Below are 25,261 nucleotides of genomic sequence, written 5' to 3' on the forward strand. Positions count from 1 at the left end.
GGGAGGCGTGGCGGTAGGCGTGGCGGTAGGCGTGGCGTTAGGCGTAGCGGGAGGCGTAGCGGGAGGCGTAGCGGGAGGCGTGGCGGGAGGCGTGGCGGGAGGGGGAGGCGTGGCGGGAGGCGTGGCGGGAGGCGTGGCGGGAGGCGTGACGTTCGGCGTGGCGTTCGGCGTGGCGGGAGGCGTGACGACGGGAGGCGTGGCGGTAGGCGTGGCGGTAGGCGTGGCGTTCGGCGTAGTGGGAGGCGTAGCGGGAGGCGTAGCGGGAGGCGTGGCGGGAGGCGTGGCGGGAGGCGTGGCGGGAGGCGTGGGAGTCACGATCAATTCATGGCGACCTATTTTATCCTTTCCATTTCTCATTGTCTGGAATTATCTCCTCTATAGATTAGACAAAGGGCGTAATGGTAAAAACCCTTGTTTGTTGCACTATCACTCTGCCTTCTGGGATGAGTGGCAGCGTTCACATCTACCTGGTTTGGATAAGCATCTCCTGTTAATAATCGAAAATAACCCAGTTGAAGGCAAAGCTGCTTTAGAATATCTCAGTACCAGCCCCCAGCACTGGGCAGCACAAGCTGCACAGATTGAACTGGATGCACGTAGTCTACAAGCCTGTGCCGATGTAGAAGCTATCCGTGAAGCTCATCGCAGTCTGTTAATTGACGAACTAAGGAGTGAAATTAGCCCTCTATTACGAATCTTTAACCGTATCAGCGAAGATGTTGATGCTGCTCTCAATCAAGCAAGTGCTTATAACCAGCGTTTACTTCTCAGAGATGTTGCAGATAAATTAAATCTACAGTTGCAGAACTTTGCTCGTAGCAGCGACAAATATACAGTTCGTTTCCGCCCCATTATCAAAAGTTGGCGTGAGATAGTCACCAACTATATAGATGAACTGACTAAAATTACTGAACTCCACCAAGAAATTGACTCACCTTACATCATCGGCGTACCGCTGACACTAGAGCAAGAAATTTTCACAGGGCGTGATGACATTGGCTTACGCATTGAGCAGTTGCTTTTAGATCGCCGTCGTCCATCTCTGCTACTCTATGGTCAGCGACGTATGGGTAAAACTTCTCTCCTCAATAACATCGGAAAGTTACTACCCAATTCCATCATCCCCATGTTTGTGGACTTGCAAGGCGCACCTTCATCCGCCAGTGACCATGCAGGTTTTCTCTACAACCTTACTAAAGAGATGGAAAAGTCAGCAAAAAAGCAAGGTGTAACTCTCCCGTCCCTAACCCGCGAAGTGTTAAAATCTGACCCCTTCACCTATTTCTATGAATGGCTAGATAAAGTAGAACAGGCTCTAGAACAAAATACCGCCTTACTAGCGCTAGATGAATTCGAGGTGCTAGACAAGGCCATAGCCAAAGGTCGCTTTGATGAACAGGATGTTTTGGGGATGCTGCGTCACCTCATCCAACATCGTCCTCGCTTCAAGATTTTACTAGCTGGCTCCCATACCATCGAAGAATATCAACGCTGGGCTAGTTATCTCATTAATATTCAAGTAGTGCATATCTCCTACCTCAAAGAAGCGGAAGCACGACAATTAATTGAATATCCCGTCAAAGATTTTACCCTCCATTATGAACCTGATGCTGTTGAGCGAGTGCTACAACTCACCCGTTGTCACCCGTTCTTAGTACAACTACTCTGTGCGGAAATAATTGTCCTTAAAAACGAACAAGACCCCTGTATCCGGCGATTGGCAACTTTCGCAGATGTGGAAGCCGCGATACCAGAAGCTTTGCAAAGTGGGGGCTTTTTCTTTGCTGATATTCAAAACAACCAAGTAGACGCCACTGGACAAGCGATTCTACGTTTTATCGCCGCTCAAGGGGAAGGCGCTACAGTCAGTTGCCAAAGTTTATTACAACAGTTTCCTGATGCTGATATTACATTTAGTTTGCTGTTGCAACGGGAGTTAATTGAGGAAGTTGACGACGGCTATCGCTTCCAAGTAGAGTTAATTCGTCGCTGGTTTGTCTGAATTCACGCCTTACCCACATGATTTGTATCAGAATTTATTCAACCCAGCAGAACGACGATAAAGTAACCAGATAAAYAGYGGTGAACCSAGCAAGGCGGTRACGGAACCTACTGGTAGTTCTACTGCTCCTAATCTAGAGAGTAARTCTGCAAAGGTGAGTAACCATGCACCTGCAAGGGCGGAAAGTGGCAAAACAAAGCGGTGATCTGTACCAACGAGCAACCGGACAGCGTGAGGAACAACCAGGCCGACAAATCCAATTAAGCCGCTGATACTGACTGCACCTGCGGCTAATAATGTGGCGACAGCACCAATTAATAGGCGCGATCGCGTTAATGAAAGCCCCAATCCCACAGCCAAATCATCACCCAAAGCCAAAACGTTTACCGATCGCGCTAGCAAGCATCCGCCGATCAATGCAACGATGATGTAAGGACTTGCAGTAGAAATTTCTTGCCAACCCCGTCCGTTGAGGCTACCAATTAACCAACTCAGCGCAATTTGTATTTGGCCGTCTTCAGCTAAAAGCAGCAAGGTACTTTGCACAGCACCGAATAAAGAACTCACCGCCACGCCGCCTAATATCAACCGCTCAACTGAAATTCCCGACCCCGCGCGACCGAGTAAAATGACGATCGCCGAAGTTAAGATTGCACCTATCCACGCCGCTAAAGGAATGGCGATCGGAAATATATGCCAAACAATTGTTAAAATCACAATTAATCCTGCACCCGCAGAAATGCCAAGAATAAAAGGATCGGCAAGACTATTGCGTAACATTCCTTGCAGCAGAGCTCCTGACATACCTAAAGCTGCACCAACGATTAGAGCCGCACAAATCCGGGGGAGACGCAAATCCCAGAGAATTGTCTGTTTAACCGGATCGCCTTGTTGAAGAATGGCTTGCCAAAACTCAGACATACTCAAAGGTACTGCTCCTTGGGAAAGTGACAGCGCTACTGTGAACGCTAATCCTACACCTAACAGTAAAACAGCCCAAACTACACGGTATTCACTGAAAATTGTTTGAAATAGTCTTTTCATTAATCGACGGAAAGATTAGGGAACAGAGGAGTAAAGGGGCACAGGTGCAGGGGGGCAGAGAGGAGAATTTCTAACTCCTAACTCAGCACTCCTAATAGTCCCTCGATCAAATTAACCATAAGCACCGCTGGGAAGGAATCCTAACAGTTGCTTCAATTTTGGGTCTGCTTGTTCATAGCAGTGACTAGGCATTTGATAATTCATAAATGGTGCGTATTTATGCCCAACCAGCCTCTTGGCGTAAGTAATCTGGGTAATATAGCGAGCGAGTGAGGAAGAGTTTCTAGAACCTCTATGCCATACCTGATTGTTAAAACAAACCGCAGAACCCATTGCTCCCAAGCAGCTATAAACTCGCTCTTCATATCCTGAAATATCATCGTTGCACAACTTACCAAACAGATGAGATCCTGGAATCACCTGAGTTGGGCCATTTTCTTGAGATAATACATCTGTTAGGTAGTAATTCACCGTGAATGCAAGAACATTCAAGCGAATATTAGTTAAGGGTTTCCCATCAAGCGAAATTACATGCGGTGTATCGTCTTGATGCCATGCATTTTTGGCTAATCCGTCAGTTTCGGGAGGAATTTTAAATGAGTTATTGTGGATAACGTGAATTCTATTAGCATTAGGAATACCATCATCTATTGAGTAGCCTGTTCCATTTGCTCCACCAATTAAATATTCTGCAAATGTCACGATTGGCTCTAAAGCAAAAAGCTTCAAATTTTGCTGAGAATACTCAAACATTCGCTTGATTATTTTCTTTGATTTTTGATAATCTTTACCTTCTGTCTGCTTAAGAGTTTCATCTAAATCATTTCTTAATAGCTCACACTGCTCGGGTGTCAATACATTGTGAATCACCAGAAATCCATTAGTATGAAAATATTCAATCCATTCATTTAGTTGCTCTGTAGTTGGCTGCTTGCCAGTTAGATATTCAGACATTTTCTTACTTAACTTTTATTAATATTGATATCCAAAAGAGGCTTGATTTTTGAAGCTGTTACTTTAAGTTTGAAGAATAAATTTAAAATTAGCTTCACTATAATTATTAACTTTTATTCATAAAAATTCAGGATATAAGATGAATTACTGCCCAATTCTTTGATGAATATTGGTTAAAAATCTCGTTGATTCTTGGGTGAAACAAATCCTTTAAAGATAGCTGTACTCAGTAAACACTATTTTATAATGCCTAAAAAGATAAAGTGCGATCGCACTTTCGCTTGACCAGCTTCAAGATTTACAGCTTAAATCTTATTGACTGGTAATATTTACAGGCGGATTAGCGCGTATGGGCTATCAGTAGTGGTATTAGACTCGACAAGGCTGCCTTCCAAATTGGGGATGAAGTTTTAACAGTTATGCGTTACTACTGTCAGGTTAAACACTTGTCATTGCGTTCGCCTTTGGCCTTTGCTAAGGTAGGAGTTTTCGGTCTACTGAAATTAATTTAGTATCAAAAAATGCTTTAACTCTAGCTTATGCTTACCTATAAGTTTTGTAATGCTAATTTGAAAATTATTCGTTTTTTGCGTAAAGTTCAAAACTTGAAGTGAATAGTATTGTATAACGATATTAATTATGCATAAACGGGAGACAACACTAAAAGTCTCCCATATAATTTACTTCTATCAAACACTGCTCTAGCTTTCGTCTAGGGCAGTGTTATGTTATTAAGCCTTTATGATTAGCATTATAGACGCCTGTCAACCGCTTAAGACAGTTGTGATTTAGCATTTATGCATAATAAGCTCTCTTTATGAGAGTACTTCTACGTCTCAACAATATTCTTTTGTCGTTAAGTGTCAGTTGTTGCTTGCGCTATTGCAACTGCACAGTGGTAGTACTAGGCATCTATCTAATCCTACTCTCGCTCTTATTGTGCAAAATTCTAATGGGCTGCTGCATTAGTTGCTTTAACTTTTTTGCAGAATAACAAAGCTAGCCCGGTGAGCAACAGTGCAAAGCCAATCAGGTAAAAACAATCGTTGTACGCCATAATGTAAGCCTCGCGTCGCACAACGTTAGCGATTTGCTGAACTGCCTGATTGTAAGCAACACTTGCTTCTGAACCGTGACTAATAAAATATTGAGTCAGTTGGTCAATCTGCTGCTGAGTTTCCGGTCTATAAAGTGAAACGGCATCGCCAACGCGATTGGAGTGAAATTGTTCTCGTCGAGTTAGGAGTGTAGACAGTGCTGCAATTCCCATTGAACCGCCCAAGTTTCGCATCATATTAAACAGCCCAGAGGCGGAACCAGCTTGTTCTCTTTCAATATTGGCAGTTGCGATCGAGGTCAGTGGCAGAATCATCAGCGGTTGTCCAAGTGCGCGAACTAGCTGCGACCAGCGCAACTCGTTGATGCCAGTATACTGCGTCATGTGGGAGTTCATAAAACAACTGACAGCAAATAGACTGAATCCAACCGCAGCCATAAAGCGGACATCAAAGTGCTTCATCAGTCTGGGTACAAATGGGATGAGAAAAAGTTGCGGGATGCCAGACCACATTATCACTTCACCAATTTGCATGGCGGAATAGTTCTGGATTTGAGCAAGATACAGAGGCAGGATGTAGACAGAGCCATACAATCCTAATCCCAATGCCAAGCCTGCTATACTGCCAATACCAAAATTACGGCGAACTAATAAGCGCAAATTGATAAACGGTCTTTTGCCAGTAAGTTCAAGCCAGAGGAAAAGAGTGGTGAAAACGGCAGCAACGATCGCCAAACGGACAATCAAGGGCGAACCAAACCAATCTTTGCGGTTTCCTTCTTCTAATACTACTTCCAACGACCCTAAACCAAGCGCCATTGAGACAATGCCCAACCAGTCGCCTCCTTTAAGCCGATTCAATTGCAACGGTTGAGGCTCGATCGCATACCAGACCATTCCTATCAACAATATCCCTGGAATAATATTTAGATAAAAGTTATACTGCCAGGCAAAGTTATCGGTTAGCCAGCCTCCAATTGTCGGCCCAATCGATGGGGCAAAGGTGGCTGTAATCGAAAATAGCGCCAAACCGATTGTCTGTTTCGCAGCAGGTAAGGTTGTCAGCACAATGGTGAATGCCATCGGGATGAGTACGCCTCCGGTTAGTCCTTGTCCGGCTCGAAACACAATCATCGAGGGCAGGCTCCAGGCAAAGGCACAGCAGATAGAAAAGAAAATAAACAAAACAGCGTTCCCTAGCAAATACCATCGCACCGAAAACACCTGCGACAGCCAACCCGTCAACGGAATCACCACAATCTCCGCTACTAAATAAGCCGTCGAAATCCAGGAACCCTCTTCGAGCGTCGCACCTAGAGCGCCTCCAATTTCTTCGAGAGAGGAGCTGACAATCTGGATATCTAATACTGCCATGAACGCGCCCAGCATTGCTCCAAAAAGACCGATCCAGGTCTTAACAGGGACGTGATCGTCGGCAAAAGGTGGGCCGGAAGGAGGTTGCATTTGCCATTGTTTTTTAGAGTTTTTACTCACAGCGTTGTTTGTGTTTTTACTGGACTTATTTGATATTTACGGTGACTATGGCTGACATAGACAACTGATTTGTTTGAAAATAATAACCATTGGTTAATTTTACACCTTAACTATTTAGTGTAGGTATGAATAGGAGGTAAAAGGATTCAGTCTTTAGAGTGAATTTTTAATAAAAAATAATAAATATGTCAGTCACTAGAATAAGAAATTTAATTTATTGCAATTGCTCTTATATTACTTATTATTTACCACAAAATAAAACAGTTCCGCACTGCCATAAGGACGATTTTAAGTACTTCTGGCGATTAATTTTTTAATAAAAGAAGACCTAAATTCTGCTGAATAATATCATGTTTGCTTGAATACTTATGATATCTGTGAGGGTCGGCAATAGGTAATGGTTGATGGTGAAGAAAAATATAATTTTTCACCTCTTGGCAATTACCTATTACCTATTACCTTTTTCCCAATTACTAATGTTCACCTATCACGCATTACCAATTACTTTTTTCCAATTTCCAAAAAGACCAACCATATTGTAAGTAATTAGCCGAGCTTGATATTAGTGCCAAATACTGAGAGCTTAAAGTCTCTGCACTGAACAAAATTGTTGTGAAGGAATTTCCAAAAAATAAATTATTTCAAACTATTTCCATATTTATAGAAGCGGAAACCTTATGCTTCCGCGATGGAATATTTTTGTCACTAGAAGTCCCTAACTTCTGTTGTCATTGTTTTGTCTTCAAGTTTCTAGCTTACGACCAACCATATACCACAAACCGACAGCATAGGGAATGTATTTGAGTTCTGTAAAACCTGCTTTGGCAAACTCATACTCGAAGTTGAAATGGATAAAGTCATCCAACCACGGTTCTTGAAAAGAAGCGCTCAGAGCGTATTCACCACGATATGTGTCAGCGTATAGTATCCAACCTCCGGGTTTGGTTATCCGGTACATCTCCTTAAGAATCTTAGGCGTCCACTCTTTAGGCGTCTCGTGAAAGAGTAGTGATGATGTGACAACAGTAAATGAGTTGTCAGGGTAGCCAGTATAACGAGCGTCCACCTGCTCGAAGGAAGCCCGGTGACCAAATCCAAGCTTATTAAACTTGTGCTGAGCGATTACCAGCATGTAAGGCGAAACATCTGTAATGTGAAAAGTCGCTTGGGGAAATCGCTGTGCTAAGGCCAGCGCTCCGCCACCCGTACCTGCACCAAGCTCCAGCACCGTCTCAATTTCAATGTCTTGAGGAATTAGTTCAGCCATTTTTTCGCGCAACTGCTGGCAACTAACATTGTGGCTGAGGGGAATAATGGCATCCATAGCAGCATCCCAACTTAAGCAGGATTGAGAGTTGGTATAGGAATCGCTTATCCCATGAATAGGAGCGTGGATGTAGTCAGGGTAATATTCATGGTCGGTACGGTAGCCTTTGAGTTCCTCCGTCCAATTAATTGAGGCATATTCCTGCATTATTGAGGGCATTGCTGCGGTAATGCGTTGAATTACCTCGGTTCGATAGGCTTGTTTTTTCTCTGCGTTCCATCTCGGCATAAATCATCTCCTGCTTACATTCGTTACTGGCGTTTCTATACTCAAACTTGAGAACGAGAAATAAGCTGCAAATACAATATAGTGTAGCCTCAATTTATATAAGGTGCGATCGCAACAGGATTTACGGCTTGGCCAAGTACGAAAATAGCGATCACTGCCTATAAATTAGAAACTATGGGTCTGATAAAACTTGAAGTAAATCAGGCAATGCCTAGCTATGAATTGCAATTTGATAAAATTTTATTACCAATTTACCTTGTTAATTTGAGAAAAACTAGTACAGGCGCATATTATTAAAAAATGGGAAGCGAAGGATGAGCTAGAGCATTTGAAAACAATCCGCGATCGCTCTAGTAACGAATGCGTACTGAGTAAGATATCAGCTTTAAATACCTTGTGATTTTTCCTATTAGGAATATGGCTAAGTCTATACTGCGGATGAAGTAGATTCAACTAATTTTTTCAATTTCAGGTAAGCTTCTTCTGGTGTCAAAGGGACTGAACTTTTTTGGTCGGGGATGTAAAATTCCCAGCTATCAGGGAAATGATGAACAACAAATGAAGGAATTAGTCCCAACTTCATTGCTCTTGTTCCAAACTCTTCTGCTTTTTCTGCTAGGCTGATTTCGTCGTGAAATGAATGCTGGTTCATAGAAATAACTATTTAGTTAAGTGTTTTGATTAAAATCAGATACCTTAGAAGTACTAAAGTTTATTTATAGCTATTATTAAAAGCACGTTTCTAAAAGAGACTTGTTTGAGTCACTTAAACAAATACAATATTTATCCTCAATTATCAGTGAGTACTTAGATAATACCATGTGGTGTAACCTAAGACCAAAGCGGATATAGCGGTTCCCAATCAGATCAGTGCAGAAATTTGTCGGGGCACATAGCTATACCCCCTTTGAAAAGTTTTGATCAATCTTCTGTTCGCAATAACCAAAAGCCGCTGTAAGTCATTCCAGAATCATCAGGCTGCACTAACAAAAAATGTAATCCTTGGCTTTGCTGTTTACGTTGTTCGTATGCTTGGGCTGCTGTTGTAACTTCTGGATCTTCAAAAGTCGCAACAATCCATCTATCTACTAAGCCTGCTTCTAATACTAAGCCATTCGGTGCGCCAGAAATGTAGTTCAATGCTATGGGACGGGCTTGCTGTAACCAACGTGCTAAGTACATCGATCGCCGTCCACCATAAATTACCACACCGGGAACAGCTATCGTTGACGCCAAACCTAAATCGATTGGTTGAAGATATTCTGGGATGTGCAAAATGGGAATCGGGCGTTGTGCAAATACATCCACGAGTTCACCAGCTTGGAGTGTGGCAAAACGCCATTGTTCTCCCCAGAGGTTTTCTGGTAATGGTGCGGGGGGTGGTTTATCCAGCACTGAAGGATATTGCTTTTCCTGTAACCACTGTTTGAGTGCGAAAGTGCGGCGAGTCGGTTCGACATTAATATTTAAATTGCGTCCAGCCGCTTCAATTAAACTCAAAGACTGAGGACGAAACACCTGAATTATATCCGGCAATTTTTCATCAGCTGCTAGTTGAAGTTGAGTAGCAACCCAATTAGAATTTGCTGCTGACTGAAGACAAGTAGCTTCATATTCAAAGCTGCGAGTTGGATCACAAATCAACAACTCCCAGAAAACTTGTCCAGATGCATCTGGTAATGGACGACGATAAAAATCAGCCTGCCAAATTTTCATATCTGGGAAACGGGGAGGTGGGGAGATGAGGAGATGGAGAGATGAGGGAGAGTTAAAATTGAAAGTTTCAAGGTGAGAGGTTCAACTTTGAGCTTCAGAGGTTCAACTTTGAGCTTCAGAGGTTCAACTTTGAGCTTTAGAGGCTCAACTTTGAGCTTTAGAGGCTCAACTTTGACCTTCAAAGGTTCAACTTTGAGCTTCAGAGGTTCAACTTTGAGCTTCAGAGGTTCAACTTTGAGCTTTAGAGGTTCAACTTTGAGCTTCAGAGGTTCAACTTTGAGCTTTAGAGGTTCAACTTTGAGCTTCAGAGGCTCAACTTTGAGCTTCATCTCCCTCATCTCGGATACTTAATTCAAAAAGCCTGAATCCATTCTTTGATAGAATATTCAGTCCAGATGCCATTTTTCCAATATGGATCATTTTCTATTAATTCGCGGACAGTGGCTTCGTCTTCAGCTTCATAAAGTCCAAAAACTTTTGTAACATCTTTGGTGGGGCCAATGGTAATCAGCACACCAGATTCTTTCTGTTTTGCTAATCCGTCTAAATGAGCTTGACGGTGGGGGACGCGTTTTTCAAGAACGTCTTCGCAGTAAGTTCCCCAGAGTACATATTTAGGCATAGTCAATTAATTCAAAGTTCAAAAGGATTAATAAGGATTAATACAGAAATGGGGAGTGGGTAGAGACGCGATTCATCGCGTCTGTAAGCAGTGCGGGAGATGAGTGAGATGAGTGAGTGTCGGTAGATTATAAAAAGCTTTTCATACCTTCCACACTGCCAATGCCCCATGCCCAATGCCCACTCCCATAGCTAACTTCTCAGGTTAACGCCGAATTTTTCCACTAAGGCTTCGCGGACTTTATTGTGTACTGGTTCGACTTCAGCATCAGTGAGGGTACGATCGCTTGCCCGATAAACTAGGCGGAATGCTAGACTCCGCTGACCTTCGGGGACGTTTTCGCCACGATATTCATCAAACAATTCCACTGATTCGAGTAAATCTTTGCCAGCTTTGGTAATTGCTTTTTGCAGTTCGCCTACTGAGACTTTTATGGGTGCGAAAAAGGCGATATCGCGATCGCTTGCTGGGTAGGTAGAGTAGGGAGTAAATGTGGAGATAAGAATTCCATCTTCGTCTAAAGAATTTAAAAGTACATTTAAATCTAACTGGAAAACGTAGACTGAATCTGGTAAGCCTTTTTCGCGCCGCAGTTGGGGATGAATTTGTCCAAAAATACCTAGACTGTTACCTCTAATCCATAAGGAAGCGGTGCGTCCTGGATGTAAGCGTTCATCTCGGCGATCGGGTTGATATTCTACTTGCAAGCCGAGTTGGCGAAATACACTTTCTAAAATGCCTTTGGCTTCAAACCAAGTCAAGGGTTGTTCGCGACCACTTTTTGACCATTTGCCAACAGAGCGATCACCTCCCATAATACCAGCGAGGGCTTCTGCTTCTTGCAAACCGTCTTCTTGCCAGAAAATTTGCCCGATTTCAAAGCCGTTGAGGCCACCGTTACCCTGCTCTATATTATATTGATAGGCGTCAATTAACCCAGATATTAAATCAGTTCGCAGCGCTGAATATTCTACAAACAATGGGTTTGTTAATACTATTTGTCTGTCTTCTCCTGGTTTAACTAAAGAATAATGAATTAATTCTGTTAAACCTTCTGCTCGTAAAAAAGCTCGTAATTTGCGAATCACTTCCTGGTCTAAAGGCAGATAACCCGCTTCGGCTTTTTCTGGTAAGGTATCACAAAATCTGTTGTACCCATAAAGACGGGCGATTTCTTCAATTAAATCGATTTCCCGTTCTAAATCGCGGTAACGATAGGGTGGTACAGAAACAGACCACGTGGGTTGAGGTGTATTGTCTTGTCCTAAGACGTTGCCTGAAGGAGTCACCTGACATCCTAATGCAGTCAGAATCCTTTCAATGTCTTGTCCTTGGAGTTCTGCTGTCTCTTCTCCGAAATCGATTGGCCCAAGTACCTGATTAACTTTTTCTAAACGCAGTGCAATCGAACGACTCCAGGTAGATGGGTCGGGGCGAGTGTCGGCAATTTCCTGCTGGACAATAATTCCACTCGCTAATTCGCCAATTAAGGACAAGGCGCGGCGATTTGCAACTTCCAACTCAGCACGGTTAACTCCTCTTTCGTATCTACCAGAAGCTTCACTTCTTAAGCCAACACTGCGAGAAGAACGGCGAATTGCCACGGAATCAAATAAAGCGGCTTCTAAAACTAGGCTTTGAGTACCTTCATGGACTTCGGTTTCTTCTCCACCCATAACTCCTGCCAAGGCCACAGGTTTGTCGTTAGCAGTAATTAATAAATTTTGGGATGCTAAAGTGCGAGTTTGTCCATCCAGGGTTTTGAGGGATTCTCCAGCAGTGGCGAAGCGGACGCCGATGGTTAAACTTTCGCTAGTTGCAACTGATTTTAGGCGATCGCGATCAAAGGCGTGTAGTGGTTGTCCCCATTCCAACAACACGTAGTTAGTGATGTCCACCACATTATTTATTGGACGTACTCCAGCAGCCCGTAAGCGCTGTTGCAACCATTCAGGAGATGGGGCAATTTTAATTTGTTCGATTACTGTACCAATGTACGCGGGACAAGCTTGGGTATCGGCAATTTTTAAAGCTAAATTTCCTGGATTTTTGCTAATTGGCACTTCACCGGGTACAGGAATGCTAAGTTTTCCACCAGTTAAGGCTGCGACTTCCCGTGCTACGCCTACCATACATAGAGCATCAGCACGATTAGCGGTTGCTGTGAGATCTAAAATTACATCATCTAAACCCAACAATGGACGCACATCGCTACCCAAGGGTAAATTTTCTTGGGGAAAAATATGAATTCCCTCTACGTCAGTGGGCAAACCGAGTTCTTTTAAAGAACAAATCATGCCTTGAGAAGGGACACCGCGCAGTTTTGCAGGTTTAATTTTTAAATCAATGTTGGGTAAATAAGTACCTGTAGTTGCTACCGGCACATAGATATCAGCCTTGACATTAGCGGCACCACAGACAATATTTAAAGTCTCATCTGCGCCAATATCCACTTGACAAACACTTAATTTATCAGCATTAGGGTGTGGTTGACGCTCAAGCACTCTTCCCACAACTACGCCATTTGCCCAAGTACGGCGGTCTTCAATATCTTCTACTTCAAACCCCGCCATCGTCAGGGTTTCGGCCAATTCTTCTGGACTAAGTTTTATCTCTACTAGTTCGCGCAGCCAATTTAGAGAAATACGCATGGAATGTGCTTGTTTGAGGAATCGTCTGTTGCTCTCATTTTAGAGTGTTTGCTAGCAGCAGAAACAATCACCTGCAAAACACAGATGAATTTTTCTTTGACAAACTCAGCAATTACCGCAGAAGTTGTTTGATCACAAAAGTCTACTGTAAAACCTGTACCTTAAAACCGAGCTGTTTACCAGAGCGATCGCTTTAGCTTCCAGTTTAGCTACTTCCTCAAAGATTTTTTGTAGATAACAATATAACTACTTCCAGCAATTTTAAATTTTAAATAGATAGATAAAAGTCCGATTTTATAGCAGGAGGCAGAGGGCAGGAGGTAAAAACCTTACTATCACTGAGATTCACGCTTGTCATTATGTCCTAATCTACCTGGCAACTGCTATTTTTATGAAAAAATCTAAGTATCTGTGGTAGCGTATCAAAGCTAAAGTAGTACATGAGCTTGACTCTTGTGGGATGGGCGTCTCGCCCGTCTGAGGCAGGCTTTCCTGCCCACCCCACAATAAATTTTATTGCAATATTTAAGGCTTGCCACGCCACTATGTATATTTCAGAAATCAAATATGAGTCCTATAGTAAGTTCAAAATAAAAAAATTACTCCTACTTGAGTAATTTTTTATTGGTAATTTGTAACATTCCATCACTCCGATAAAAAATCAGACTCAATTTTTAAATTTTAGATGTATTAAGGGTTTGAGAGTTAATTTTTTGACTAAATAGCTAAAATCGATATTTTTTAAACCATTGTGGCACAATGATTTATAGATTATTATCTCTTTACATCCCTACTACTTACAAGTCTATATATCAATGAATTTAAGTTAAATGCATAAAAACTATTTTTAGTAATTCGGCGCGAGTAAACGGTTTTGTCAAATATCCAGATGATCCGACTAATCTCGCTCTTACTTTATCTACAATTCCTTTGCTACCAGTGACAAAGATAATAGGAGTCTGCTTAAACATGGAATTATTACGGATAATTCTGCACAATTCATAACCATCAATTCCTACCATGTTTAAATCCAGTAAAATTAAGTCTGGTTTGTGCCTAATAATTGACAAAACAGCTTTTAATGGATCGTTAATAGTCACTACAGAAAAATTTTCACTTTCTAAGAAATAGCTAATTTCTTTAAGAACTGTCGGGCTATCATCTACAGAAACGATTTTATGAACTTTTTGTGTAGTTACAGTAGCAGCAGTTACTTTTTGGGAAGCTGAATTTATGTTATCTGATATTGTTGGTTCCTGAAAGTCTGCTTTTGGAGGAGTAGAAATCTCTGGTAATTGCTCAACAGTACCTATGTTCTCTTCCGGAATATCTGAGTAAATATTGACTTTATCTTCGGTATCAATTGATTTTGTAGTCAATTTTGGGAAATGTGCTTGCTCTTCAAATATCTTTGGTAGTTTATCAAATGGTGGATCTGGTTCATGTAAGATAATTCTCCCTTTAACGATGTAAGGGTATAATTGGCGAGCCAGTTGAATTTCATCTTGATTTAAAATTGCCGCTAAATGACAAAGACTAAAACCTTTCATCCAGTTAATTAAATTCGGCTGGAGGTTTGATAAATCTTTTTCTTCCAACTGGCTGTTAGCCAACAGATATGGGCGTTGATATGGAGAAGAAATATGTGGTATAAAAGACTGCCAATTTTCTAATTTTATTTGGCAACGTTCTAAAATTTTTTCTGTATCAAACCTGCAAATTTTTGCCATTCTACTAAGTGGTTCTGTTAATTCATAAGTACCTTCTTTGATTAGCAAAAATGATTCAATTACCTCTTTAACTAATTCTTGAATCACTACTGCTGCTTGGGTAGAATGTAGATATTGTTGACTGATAAGCCAGTATATAGCTTGATATTCAGGAGGCTGGTTTTTGGATTGACTGTAATGTTCGATTAACTGAGTGTGTGAGTCAGGTTCAAACATCAGACGAACCTGAATGCGAACCTCGTTGGTAAGTAGTGGAATTTGATGGCTTAAGCGACGCAAATGCCGTTCTAACCTATCGAACGGTTCTACTGAATGGGTTGCGTAAGTTATTTTGCCCTGTTCTAAGTAAATCGACCAAGAAACTGAGTTACTCAATGTTTGTAAACAAGTACTTTCAGAGCAATTAGATAACTGTCTTAACAAACTTAAAGGACGTAATTTATTGAATGCACCTGAGTTATTCATATTTTTCTACTTTTTTGCGGAATCAGCAACCGAACATTTGTAAATTACAAATATCAGCTATGAAGTCTTTTGTTGTTTATAATTTTTATCCATGTATAAAATATTTATTTTAATATGTATATATATTAATAATTATAAATTTTTAAAATTTTAGTTATATTTTATACTTTTTAATCAGGTTTTAAAAATAATATAGTTGTCTTTAATTATGTACACTATGGATGAAACAACTTCTTTTTTGTTTTATTCCTGACTTTTCAACTGAGGTAAGCATAAATTAACAAATGTAAAGACCATTAGTAAATAGAATCTCAGTACATGTTAGTCACTTTTAACTTAACTGACCATTGATAAATGTAGACTTAAGTCCTTAATAATCTATATCTTAAGTTTTGCTAATTCACTTAAAAAGCAGTGATTCAAACTTCGCGCGATAACAGAGGTACACTTGAAAAGCTAATGTTCTTAATTACGCTTAATTACTTTTCTATAAAGAAACAATTATCCTATATAAAATCTTTAAAAACTTATGTAGGAAAGCCTAAGTATTTATTGTACTCTAGGTTTGATAGATATAAATTTTGGAGAGATTTACTACAACAGCTAATGCTGGGTTTTGAAAAACTCTTTTTTACCCAACTAAATGCTGCTAAAGCTCTCTTAAAATATATAGAGAACTCGATTAAGATTATATGTTTGATGACAGTTAGAGCATTTACCATTAAATACTATATCTGTAGTCACCCCAGTGGCTGAATTACATACTTTGAAAGGGAAATAAAACTTTGGACTTTAACATAACACAAAAAGTTATGCATGACACATTAAGACTTGATGAAGTTGTAGAGTTTGCAGAAAATCCAGAACCGCGTTGTCCGTGCGTACTTCTACTAGATACATCTGGCTCGATGCAAGGAGATCCGATTGAGGCTTTAAATCAGGGTTTATTAAGTTTAAAGGATGAATTGATTAAAAATTCCTTGGCTGCCAGACGGGTGGAAGTGGCGATCGTAACTTTTGATAGTAATATTAATGTAGTACAAGACTTTGTAACTGCCGATCAATTCAATCCGCCGATTTTAACAGCTCAAGGATTGACGACGATGGGTGCAGGAATTCATAAAGCTTTAGACATTATTCAAGAGAGAAAATCTCAGTATCGTACCAATGGGATTGCTTATTATCGTCCTTGGGTATTTATGATCACCGACGGAGAACCGCAAGGTGAGTTAGATCATGTGGTGGATCAAGCAGCCCAGCGTTTACAAGGTGATGAAGCAAATAAAAGGGTAGCATTTTTTACAGTTGGTGTGGAAAATGCCAACATGACGCGCTTAAATCAAATAGCTGTGCGTACTCCGCTGAAACTTAAAGGGCTAAACTTTATTGAGATGTTTGTTTGGCTCTCAGCTAGTATGTCAGCTGTTTCGCATTCCCAGGTGGACGAACAGGTAGCACTACCGCCGATTGGTTGGGGGACTGTTTAATTAAAGATGGCAGCTGGCTGTTGGAACAAAATCTTATGAACCTATCAAAACAGATTGCTCAATGGCGGATTGTGGCTGCGTCAGTATGTGGTACAAGTCACTTAAAAAATAAACAGTTATGTCAGGATGCTCATCACTGGCAGCTCTTGTCAGATAACATTTTAGTGGCGGCAGCAGCAGATGGCGCGGGTTCTGCAAGTCTTGGGAAAGTAGGAGCGATGGTTGCTGTGGAGACAGCAATCGAAAACATTTGTACTAAACAATTAACCCGAAGCACTTTGACTAATGATGCTCGTGTGCGATCGCTCTTAAATGATGCCATACTAGCTGCTAAAAAAGCTGTGGAGGATGAAGCTTTTGGTTGTGACAAACAGCCTCAAGACTTAGCAACTACCTTAATTATCATGGTTGCTACACCAGAAGTTGTGGCTGTAGCTCAAATAGGTGATGGTTTGGCAGTAGCAAAAGACCAAATGGGTAACCTCCTAGCACTGACTATGCCTGATAGCGGCGAATACATCAACGAAACCACCTTTTTAACTTCGCCCACTGCCTTAGATACAGCACAGATGAGATTATGGCGTACAGACATAGTAAATGTTGGTATAATTACTGACGGGTTACAAATGCTGGCTTTAAATATGGTTGTTGGGGAACCTCATAAACCGTTCTTTTTTCCGCTGTTTGAATTTGTAGCTAATAGCGAGGATAAGACAGCAGCAAAAGAGCAGTTAGTAAATTTCTTACGCTCAGAGCGAATTACCCAACGCACTGATGATGATTTAACACTGATTGTAGCTGCGTTTAATGACTCATAAGCATTAATTTTAAAAGTTTGAGATTTTAAATACTCTCGTTAGCGGTAATTTGACTATGCAGGTACTACGTTGTTCTCCTAAAAAAGAAATCCTCAATTTGAGTATCAGTTTGGGGCGTGGTGGTGAAGCTTGTGTTTATGCACTGCCATCCGATGGTAATTTGGTGGCAAAGATTTACCACAAGCCAACCACTGGTCATGCTGAAAAACTCCAAGCGATGCTGGCTAACCCGCCGGAAAACCCCACAGCTAGTTTGGGGCATATTTCCATTGCTTGGCCAGAGGATTTATTACGTGCCGCAGATGGTAGCAATGATATCCTAGGGTTTTTAATGCCACGCATTCAGGGAATGCGTCCAATCATTGACTTTTATAACCCGAGAACCCGTCGCCAACACTGCCCGTTATTCAACTATCAGTACCTGCTCCGTACGGCTCGGAACCTGGCGGCGGCTTTTGCAGCCTTGCACGCTAGTGGATATTGCATTGGCGACGTGAATGAGTCAAACATCCTCGTCAGTGACACAGCGCTGGTAACTTTAATAGATACTGACTCTTTCCAAGTACGCAACCCAAACACCAACCTTGTTTACCGTTGCTCAGTCGGTAAACCAGAGTTTACCCCACCAGAACTACAAAATAAAACTTTTGCCGAACACGATCGCGAAATTTCCCATGACTTATTTGGGTTAGCAGTACTGGTATTTCAACTGTTAATGGAAGGTACGCACCCATTTTCCGGGATTTTTCAAGGGGCTATGGAGCCACCGCCCTACGAAGCACGCATTGCAGCTGGACACTTCACTTACAGCCAAAAGCGACGGGTACCCTACCTACCTACACCCATCGCACCTCCTTGGGAAATTCTTCATCCCAGCTTACAACAACTATTTATACGTTGTTTTGAAGACGGTCACAACACCCCACAGGTGCGGCCGAGTGCCCAAACTTGGCTTTCAGCAATATCCGAAGCTGAAGATTCCCTGATTACTTGCACTACTAATCCCCAACATCGTTACAACAACCATTTAGATCTTTGTCCTTGGTGCGAACGTACCGTGCGATTAGGTGGACGCGATCCTTTCCCATCGCATCGGGCGATAGAAGCCAGAGAACACTTACAACCGCGAATTAAACCGAAAAAACGCCACACCCAAGTACCACGCTTGCCACAGCGAGTCATGTCATCGCACCTAGGGAATTATTGGCAACCATCAATAATTACCCCAAACGGTTCATCTTATAGACGTTCCAAGAAGTCAAAATTGTACCCGATTGTTTTTTGCTTGTTGGGTTTTGGTTTATTGGGATATGCGGACTTAATGATTAAATTCACCGAGCCGTTGGTTTCCCACAATGCTTACACTCAACAAACATTAAAATCTGGTCAGATAAATAACAAACTTAGCTTTGAAGATTATTTTCAGCAAGGTCATGCTGCTTATAAACAGCGAGACTATGAAAAAGCAGTTGCAAATTATAGCGAAGCGATTGAACAACAACCACAACATGTCAGAGCAATTGTAAATCGTGGCAATGCTCGTTATAACTTGAAAGATTACGAAGGAGCAGTTGCAGATTACACCCAAGCTTTGAAAATCAAGCCCAATCAAATCAAAGCACTTGTGAATCGGGGGAATGCCCGGTTTATGCTTGCTGAATTGAGCAACGATCCTGATACAGAATACAATTTAGCAATTGCCGACTACAATCGCGCTATCGGCTTCGAGCCTAATGAAGTCGAAGCTTATATTAGACGCGGGATTGTTCGCACCCAAATGGCTAAATACAGCGGTGAATCTCAACAAGTTTATCGAAAAGCGATCGCAGATTTTACTCAAGCAATCAAGCTGAATCTATACAAAGCAGAAGCTTACTTCCAGCGCGGTATTGTCTATTATCAAATTGCCCAATTTAGCAGCAATTATGAGCAAGAATATAATCAAGCGATCGCTGACTTTAACCAAGCATTAACTATAAGCCCCAAACTAGCGAAAGTCTTTCTCAAACGAGGTATGGTTCGTTATGAACTAGCACAATATGGTGGTAAAGAATCTAACCAAAATCAAACAAAAGCGGTTGCAGATTTACAGACAGCCGCCAAAATTTTTCTTGAGCAAAATGATATGGATAATTATCAGCAAGCACTCAGTAACATGTGTGTAGTTATCGAAAACAAATGTGACCCTTTATTCCAAGGGCCGAGTAGTGTAGAAAAAATCAACTAAAAACAAGTRAGTTTTATTACCTGTAGGTTATTGGTTTTAATTCAATAAATCAAATCTGACTAGGATTAGAGGAAGTTAATCCTAGTTATTTTATATGTGACATTTTTATTTAATTGAGTAATTTGGGAAAATTTCAGTTTAATACTCAGATAAAAACATTGATAGGCGTGCAGCAAGGTTACTTAGGATAAATCTGTATATGTCAGGATTTCTGTAAAATAGAATCAGAATTGAGAAGGAATTTTTTACCTATAATTAGCTGGGGTTTTATAATTGCTTGTGATTCTTGAATTCTACTGTATAGATATTCATAGAGCTTTTATATTGAAAAGATTTTAATTTATGTCTGCTTCATAATTTTGTAAAAAAATATAGTTAGATTATTGACTGAGAAAATAAATCAGAAAAAATTTTCTCCATGTAAGTGCATCCTCTTCATCTTCAGAAAGATAAATAATATCCCTACAAATCTCCGAGGTAATTTGATGAAAGCGGTGATTTTGGCCGGAGGTCTTGGTACACGCCTCAGCGAAGAAACTAGTATTAGACCCAAGCCGATGGTTGAGATTGGTGGTAAGCCAATTCTATGGCACATAATGAAGACTTACTCTGCTCATGGCATTAATGACTTCATCATTTGTTGTGGTTACAAAGGTTACGTAATTAAAGAGTATTTTGCTAACTACTTTTTACACATGTCAGATGTTACCTTTGACATGCGATTTAATCAGATGAACKTACATTCTGGATATGCTGAACCCTGGCGTGTCACCTTAATAAATACGGGCGATTATACAATGACAGGCGGGCGTTTAAAGCGAATCAGTGAACATCTGGGAAATGAGACTTTTTGCTTTACTTATGGTGATGGTGTAAGTGATATTAATATCACCGACTTAGTTAAATTTCATCAACAACAAAATACCTTAGCAACACTGACAGCTGTTCAACCAGCAGGACGTTTTGGTGCCATTTCCTTAGGATATGAGCAAACTAAAATTACCAGCTTTCGGGAAAAACCTGAAGGCGATGGTGCTTGGATTAATGGCGGTTATTTTGTGTTAGAGMCAGAAGTGATAAACTTGATTGCTGATGATTCAACAATATGGGAGCAAGAGCCATTAGAAAAGCTAGCTGCTATGGAACAGCTATCTGCTTTTAGGCATTATGGTTTTTGGCAACCAATGGATACTTTACGCGATAAAAACCACCTAGAGGAGTTATGGAAAAGTAATCAGGCTCCTTGGAAGATATGGTAGAAAGAGAGTTTAAAATTAAGAGTCAAGAGTTAAGAGTTGAATGACAAATGACAAATGACTTTATTGATTTAGTGTAACTTTAACTACGATAATACTGATGTATGATTTTGCAATTATAGGTGGGGGAATAGTTGGACTCTCTACGGCGCTCGCTTTAGGAAAACGCTATCCAAACGCACGTATTTTAGTACTAGAAAAAGAGAGTCAATGGGCATTTCACCAAACTGGCAATAATAGCGGAGTAATTCATTCTGGTATTTATTACAAGCCAGGGAGTTTCAAAGCGAAATTTTGTCGTGATGGTTCTCGCTCAATGGTAGAATTCTGTGAAAAATATGGAATTGACCATGAAATTTGTGGTAAAGTAATTGTTGCAACCGAAGAACAAGAGCTACCACGCCTAGAAAATCTTTACCAACGCGGTTTAGAAAATGGCATAGAAGTCCAGAAAATCACTCCTGAGGAAGTCAAGGAAATTGAACCTCATGTTAGTTGTATGGGTGGAATTCGGGTATTTTCAACTGGTATTGTTAATTACAAGCAAGTTTGTTTGAAATATGCCCAGCTGATTCAACAGCAGGGGGGACATTTACATCTAAATACAAAAGTACTGAAAATCTCGCCAAGCGGTAAAAATCAGGTACTAGAGACGAACAAGGGTAGCTTTGAAAGCCGATTCGTAATCAATTGTAGTGGATTGCATAGCGATCGCACTGCTAAATTAGCTCAAGTTGAACCCCAAGCCAAAATTGTGCCATTCCGGGGAGAATATTACGAACTCACACCAGAAAAACGCTATCTAGTCAAGACTCTAATTTATCCAGTACCCAACCCAGATTTTCCCTTCTTGGGCGTCCACTTTACTCGGATGATTGATGGTAGCGTACATGCAGGACCAAACGCGGTTTTGTCTCTCAAACGTGAAGGTTATAAAAAAACTGACTTTGACTTGAGCGATTTTGTGGAAGTCGTTACCTATCCTGGTTTTTGGAAATTATCAATTAAACACGCCCCTGAAGGCATCCAAGAAATTATTCGTTCCTTTAGTAAAGCAGCCTTCGTTAAAAGTTTGCAAAAACTAATTCCCGAAGTCCAAGCAGAAGATTTAGTTCCCACCCATGCAGGAGTCCGCGCTCAAGCTTTAATGAACGATGGCAAGCTTGTAGATGACTTTTTGATTGTTTCCGGTCAAAACTCTATTCATGTTTGCAATGCTCCTTCCCCTGCTGCTACTTCTTCTTTAGAAATTGGCAAAGCCATTGTGGCGCAAATTCCCCAACTCTTGCATCTAGATAGTGTAGTAACTGCATAGATAGGGTAGTTGTCACTTACAGTGCTGCTGAATTTGGATGTGAAACCTCACGCAGAGGCGCAGCGGAAAGTCTGAGCATCGGTTTCCGGCGGTCAGAACTTTCCAAGACAGAGTCGCAGAGATATTTTAATAACTACTCAAGATTGCTGAGTTATGAGGTAACAGTAGTCAAGTTTCTCTGCATCTTTGTGTTCACCGAAGTTTTGCTCGGCAAAAGCCGCTGCTCAAACTTCTCTGTGTGTGAATAAAAATAAACCATCTACATAAACATTCCTCTAACTTAGTTGCATAACGCACTCTTCAATACAAAGGCATTAACCACAATGAAAATATTAGTAACTGGCACAGAAGGCTATCTGGGTTCATTATTGCCACCTCTGTTAATCGAACGGGGACATGAAGTTATTGGTATAGATACTGGTTTCTATAAAGTTGGTTGGCTGTACAACGCTAGCGATGTCACACCTAAAACCCTCAATAAAGATATCCGCAACATCACCCCTGATGATTTGTCAGGCGTGGAAGCAATTGTTCACATGGCAGAACTCTCCAACGACCCAGCCGGACAATTAGCACCGAATATTACCTATGAAATCAATCATGTAGGTTCAGTTCGTCTGGCTAGCTTGGCTAAGGCTATGGGCGTGCGTCGTTTTGTGTATATGTCTTCGTGCAGTGTCTACGGCGTTGCTACTAAAGGCGATGTGACAGAAGAATCGCCAGTAAATCCCCAAACAGCTTATGCAGAGTGTAAAACTCTCGTAGAAACAGATGTTGCACCATTAGCTGACGATGACTTTTCACCTACCTTTATGCGGAATGCTACTGCTTTTGGTGCTTCTCCCAGGATGCGCTTTGATATTGTTTTAAACAACTTGGCAGGGTTGGCGTGGACTAGCAAACAAATCAAAATGACCAGTGATGGTACACCTTGGCGTCCATTAGTCCACGCATTGGATATTTGCAAAGCAATAGTCTGCGCCTTAGAAGCACCACGGGACATTGTACATAACCAAATCTTCAATGTAGGAGATACAGCCAATAATTACCGGGTTAAAGAAATCGCTGAAATTATTGCTGATATTTTCCCAGATTGTAAATTGTTTTTTGGCAACAACGGCACAGATAACCGCAGCTATCGGGTATCCTTCGAGAAAATCAACACAATTCTACCAGGATTTAAATGTGATTGGAATGCTCGACTTGGTGCCGAACAGCTATTTGATTTATTCAGTCAAATAGATATGGCTGAAGATACTTTCTTATTTCGAGGATTTACCCGTTTGAAACAGCTAGAGTATCTGATTCGTACCCAGCAAATCGACAAAGATTTCTTCTGGAATAAAAAGTAGCTAGAGTTGTCTGGCAGCGAACAAACAATTTAAGTTCCCGAATCAATAATATTTGATTCGGACTTATTTCATATAGTAATTTGTTCACTATTTATAGGGCTTGAAATTATGGCGATCGCCAAATGTCGTTTCAATGGTCAACCTTTACACCAAACCTTTATTGATTTGGGAATGTCACCTTTAGCCAATGCTTATTTGAAACCAGAACAGCTAAATCATGCAGAAAAATTTTATCCTCTGCACGCTTATATTTCTGAAGACACTCTCTTAGTTCAATTAGAACAATTTGAAACTCCAGACAAAATTTTTAGTGACTATGCTTACTTTTCTTCCTATTCCGCAAGCTGGCTAAGACACGCTAAAAGTTACAGCGATATGATGGTAGAAAAGTTTAACTTTAACCATCATACTCAAGTTATTGAAATCGCTAGTAATGATGGCTACTTACTGCAATATTTTTTAGAGAAAGGTATCCCCGTTTTAGGAATAGAACCAGCAGCCAATATAGCCAAGGTTGCTGAAGATAGAGGTATTCCTAGTATTAACAAGTTTTTTGGAGTTGAAACTGCTAAAGAACTAGTTATGCAAGGAAAACTAGCTGATTTGTTGATAGGTAACAATGTTTTAGCTCATGTACCAGACCTAAACGATTTCATTGCTGGCATGAAACTCATCCTCAAACCAAATGGCATCTTGACGATGGAGTTTCCTCATATTTTGCAACTCATTACCCAAAATCAGTTTGATACTATTTATCACGAGCATTTTTCTTACTTCTCATTCCTCACAATTGAAAAAATTTTTGCAGCACATAATTTGCAACTTTTTGATGTAGAGGAATTACCAACTCATGGCGGTTCATTAAGAATTTATGCTAAACATGACTACGCCAAGCATCTTAGCATTAACAAACGAGTTAGCCATCTCAAAGAAAAAGAAATTGCTGCTGGACTACATCGAATAGAAACTTACGTCACATTTGCAGAAAAAGTTAAAGCAACAAAACACAAATTATTAAGTTTTATCTTAGCAGCTAAAGCCCAAGGTAAATCAATTGCTGGTTATGGCGCACCCGCTAAAGGTAATACTTTGCTCAATTACTGTGGTATTGGTAAAGATTTTATCGATTACACAGTAGATTGCAATCCCTATAAGCAAGGTTTATTTTTACCTGGAACTCATATCCCTATTTTCTATCCAGATAAAATTCGTGAAACTCAACCAGATTATCTTTTTATTTTACCTTGGAATCTGAAGGAGGAGATTATAGAACAAATGGCATTTATTGGCGAATGGGGTGGACAGTTTGTAGTGCCAATTCCGGAAGTTAAAATTTATCCATGTCCTGTTCCTGATAGGCTTTTAATAGCATTGTAATTACTAAATATAAGCAAAACGCCTTTGATTACTATTGTTGATGCTCACAGTAATTAATAATTAAGTAATTCCCAGGCGTATTTGCCATCAAAATATTTTTAGTCTAATCATCAATAAGCTATTCATAAATTTCATGACT

Annotated in this window: 18 protein-coding genes; 8 read left to right on the plus strand and 10 right to left on the minus strand. The window is 40.7% G+C overall.

Features of this window, described 5'->3' with window-relative positions; all coding sequences use genetic code 11:
• On the plus strand, window positions 1-2,002 hold a 2,002-nt coding region (locus tag FCR06_RS08145), incomplete at its 5' end, for an AAA family ATPase (RefSeq protein WP_138498438.1).
• Between the two features lie 27 nt (window positions 2,003-2,029).
• Here FCR06_RS08145 and FCR06_RS08150 read toward each other — a convergent pair.
• The 10 genes from FCR06_RS08150 to FCR06_RS08195 form a co-directional block, all read right to left on the minus strand.
• Complete coding sequence (locus FCR06_RS08150) at window positions 2,030-3,046, minus strand: FecCD family ABC transporter permease (RefSeq protein WP_138498440.1); 1,017 nt, start codon at window positions 3,044-3,046, stop codon at window positions 2,030-2,032.
• Between the two features lie 111 nt (window positions 3,047-3,157).
• Window positions 3,158-4,000 (minus strand): phytanoyl-CoA dioxygenase family protein, encoded by an 843-nt coding sequence (locus tag FCR06_RS08155; protein WP_138498442.1) that lies wholly within the window; start codon window positions 3,998-4,000, stop codon window positions 3,158-3,160.
• Between the two features lie 949 nt (window positions 4,001-4,949).
• Window positions 4,950-6,551: an MDR family MFS transporter gene (locus FCR06_RS08160; RefSeq protein WP_223280075.1), complete on the minus strand. Its 1,602-nt coding sequence runs from the start codon at window positions 6,549-6,551 to the stop codon at window positions 4,950-4,952.
• 742 nt (window positions 6,552-7,293) lie between these two features.
• Window positions 7,294-8,106: a class I SAM-dependent methyltransferase gene (locus tag FCR06_RS08165; RefSeq protein ID WP_138498444.1), complete on the minus strand. Its 813-nt coding sequence runs from the start codon at window positions 8,104-8,106 to the stop codon at window positions 7,294-7,296.
• Window positions 8,107-8,533: 427 nt separating this feature from the next.
• A complete protein-coding gene (locus FCR06_RS08170) occupies window positions 8,534-8,758 on the minus strand; it encodes a hypothetical protein (RefSeq protein WP_138498446.1) in 225 nt (74 codons plus the stop codon).
• 269 nt (window positions 8,759-9,027) lie between these two features.
• Complete coding sequence (locus FCR06_RS08175; protein WP_138498448.1) at window positions 9,028-9,822, minus strand: Tab2/Atab2 family RNA-binding protein; 795 nt, start codon at window positions 9,820-9,822, stop codon at window positions 9,028-9,030.
• A complete protein-coding gene (locus tag FCR06_RS08180; protein ID WP_223280076.1) occupies window positions 9,819-10,151 on the minus strand; it encodes a hypothetical protein in 333 nt (110 codons plus the stop codon). Before FCR06_RS08180 ends, FCR06_RS08175 begins: the two co-directional genes overlap by 4 nt.
• 23 nt (window positions 10,152-10,174) lie before the next feature.
• Window positions 10,175-10,444, minus strand: coding sequence for a YciI family protein (locus FCR06_RS08185; RefSeq protein ID WP_138498452.1), 270 nt, complete (start codon window positions 10,442-10,444; stop codon window positions 10,175-10,177).
• A gap of 191 nt (window positions 10,445-10,635) precedes the next feature.
• Complete coding sequence (gene pheT / locus FCR06_RS08190; RefSeq protein ID WP_138498454.1) at window positions 10,636-13,095, minus strand: phenylalanine--tRNA ligase subunit beta; 2,460 nt, start codon at window positions 13,093-13,095, stop codon at window positions 10,636-10,638.
• An 821-nt stretch (window positions 13,096-13,916) separates the two neighbouring features.
• Entirely contained in the window at window positions 13,917-15,290 is a 1,374-nt protein-coding gene (locus FCR06_RS08195) for a response regulator (protein ID WP_138498456.1), read from the minus strand.
• Between the two features lie 812 nt (window positions 15,291-16,102).
• Here FCR06_RS08195 and FCR06_RS08200 point away from each other — a divergent pair.
• From FCR06_RS08200 to FCR06_RS08230, 7 genes are all read left to right on the plus strand, one after another.
• Entirely contained in the window at window positions 16,103-16,777 is a 675-nt protein-coding gene (locus FCR06_RS08200) for a vWA domain-containing protein (RefSeq protein ID WP_138498458.1), read from the plus strand.
• A 35-nt stretch (window positions 16,778-16,812) separates the two neighbouring features.
• On the plus strand, window positions 16,813-17,595 hold the full coding sequence (locus tag FCR06_RS08205; RefSeq protein ID WP_138498460.1) for a PP2C family serine/threonine-protein phosphatase: 783 nt from the start codon (window positions 16,813-16,815) through the stop codon (window positions 17,593-17,595).
• Window positions 17,596-17,650: 55 nt separating this feature from the next.
• Window positions 17,651-19,822, plus strand: coding sequence for a tetratricopeptide repeat protein (locus FCR06_RS08210; RefSeq protein ID WP_138498462.1), 2,172 nt, complete (start codon window positions 17,651-17,653; stop codon window positions 19,820-19,822).
• Window positions 19,823-20,307: 485 nt separating this feature from the next.
• Window positions 20,308-21,081: a glucose-1-phosphate cytidylyltransferase gene (gene rfbF / locus FCR06_RS08215; protein WP_138498464.1), complete on the plus strand. Its 774-nt coding sequence runs from the start codon at window positions 20,308-20,310 to the stop codon at window positions 21,079-21,081.
• A gap of 97 nt (window positions 21,082-21,178) precedes the next feature.
• Window positions 21,179-22,393, plus strand: a complete 1,215-nt coding sequence (lhgO, locus tag FCR06_RS08220) for an L-2-hydroxyglutarate oxidase (protein WP_138498466.1) — start codon at window positions 21,179-21,181, stop codon at window positions 22,391-22,393.
• A gap of 323 nt (window positions 22,394-22,716) precedes the next feature.
• On the plus strand, window positions 22,717-23,745 hold the full coding sequence (locus tag FCR06_RS08225; protein ID WP_138498468.1) for an NAD-dependent epimerase/dehydratase family protein: 1,029 nt from the start codon (window positions 22,717-22,719) through the stop codon (window positions 23,743-23,745).
• A gap of 108 nt (window positions 23,746-23,853) precedes the next feature.
• A complete protein-coding gene (locus FCR06_RS08230) occupies window positions 23,854-25,122 on the plus strand; it encodes a class I SAM-dependent methyltransferase (RefSeq protein ID WP_138498470.1) in 1,269 nt (422 codons plus the stop codon).
• Window positions 25,123-25,261: the final 139 nt, after the last annotated feature.

The sequence above is a fragment of the Nostoc sp. PA-18-2419 genome (assembly GCF_005869855.1).
Taxonomy (GTDB): domain Bacteria; phylum Cyanobacteriota; class Cyanobacteriia; order Cyanobacteriales; family Nostocaceae; genus Nostoc.

Excerpts from the sequence above, each read along its gene's own strand:
- FCR06_RS08225 (WP_138498468.1), top strand. The coding sequence starts at position 22,717 with ATGAAAATATTAGTAACTGGCACAGAAGGCTATCTGGGTTCATTATTG.
- FCR06_RS08195 (WP_138498456.1), bottom strand. The coding sequence starts at position 15,290 with ATGAATAACTCAGGTGCATTCAATAAATTACGTCCTTTAAGTTTGTTA.
- FCR06_RS08230 (WP_138498470.1), top strand. The coding sequence starts at position 23,854 with ATGGCGATCGCCAAATGTCGTTTCAATGGTCAACCTTTACACCAAACC.
- FCR06_RS08205 (WP_138498460.1), top strand. The coding sequence starts at position 16,813 with ATGAACCTATCAAAACAGATTGCTCAATGGCGGATTGTGGCTGCGTCA.
- FCR06_RS08155 (WP_138498442.1), bottom strand. The coding sequence starts at position 4,000 with ATGTCTGAATATCTAACTGGCAAGCAGCCAACTACAGAGCAACTAAAT.
- lhgO (WP_138498466.1), top strand. The coding sequence starts at position 21,179 with ATGTATGATTTTGCAATTATAGGTGGGGGAATAGTTGGACTCTCTACG.
- FCR06_RS08210 (WP_138498462.1), top strand. The coding sequence starts at position 17,651 with ATGCAGGTACTACGTTGTTCTCCTAAAAAAGAAATCCTCAATTTGAGT.
- FCR06_RS08200 (WP_138498458.1), top strand. The coding sequence starts at position 16,103 with ATGCATGACACATTAAGACTTGATGAAGTTGTAGAGTTTGCAGAAAAT.
- FCR06_RS08165 (WP_138498444.1), bottom strand. The coding sequence starts at position 8,106 with ATGCCGAGATGGAACGCAGAGAAAAAACAAGCCTATCGAACCGAGGTA.
- FCR06_RS08175 (WP_138498448.1), bottom strand. The coding sequence starts at position 9,822 with ATGAAAATTTGGCAGGCTGATTTTTATCGTCGTCCATTACCAGATGCA.
- pheT (WP_138498454.1), bottom strand. The coding sequence starts at position 13,095 with ATGCGTATTTCTCTAAATTGGCTGCGCGAACTAGTAGAGATAAAACTT.
- FCR06_RS08180 (WP_223280076.1), bottom strand. The coding sequence starts at position 10,151 with ATGAAGCTCAAAGTTGAGCCTCTGAAGCTCAAAGTTGAACCTCTAAAG.
- FCR06_RS08170 (WP_138498446.1), bottom strand. The coding sequence starts at position 8,758 with ATGAACCAGCATTCATTTCACGACGAAATCAGCCTAGCAGAAAAAGCA.
- FCR06_RS08185 (WP_138498452.1), bottom strand. The coding sequence starts at position 10,444 with ATGCCTAAATATGTACTCTGGGGAACTTACTGCGAAGACGTTCTTGAA.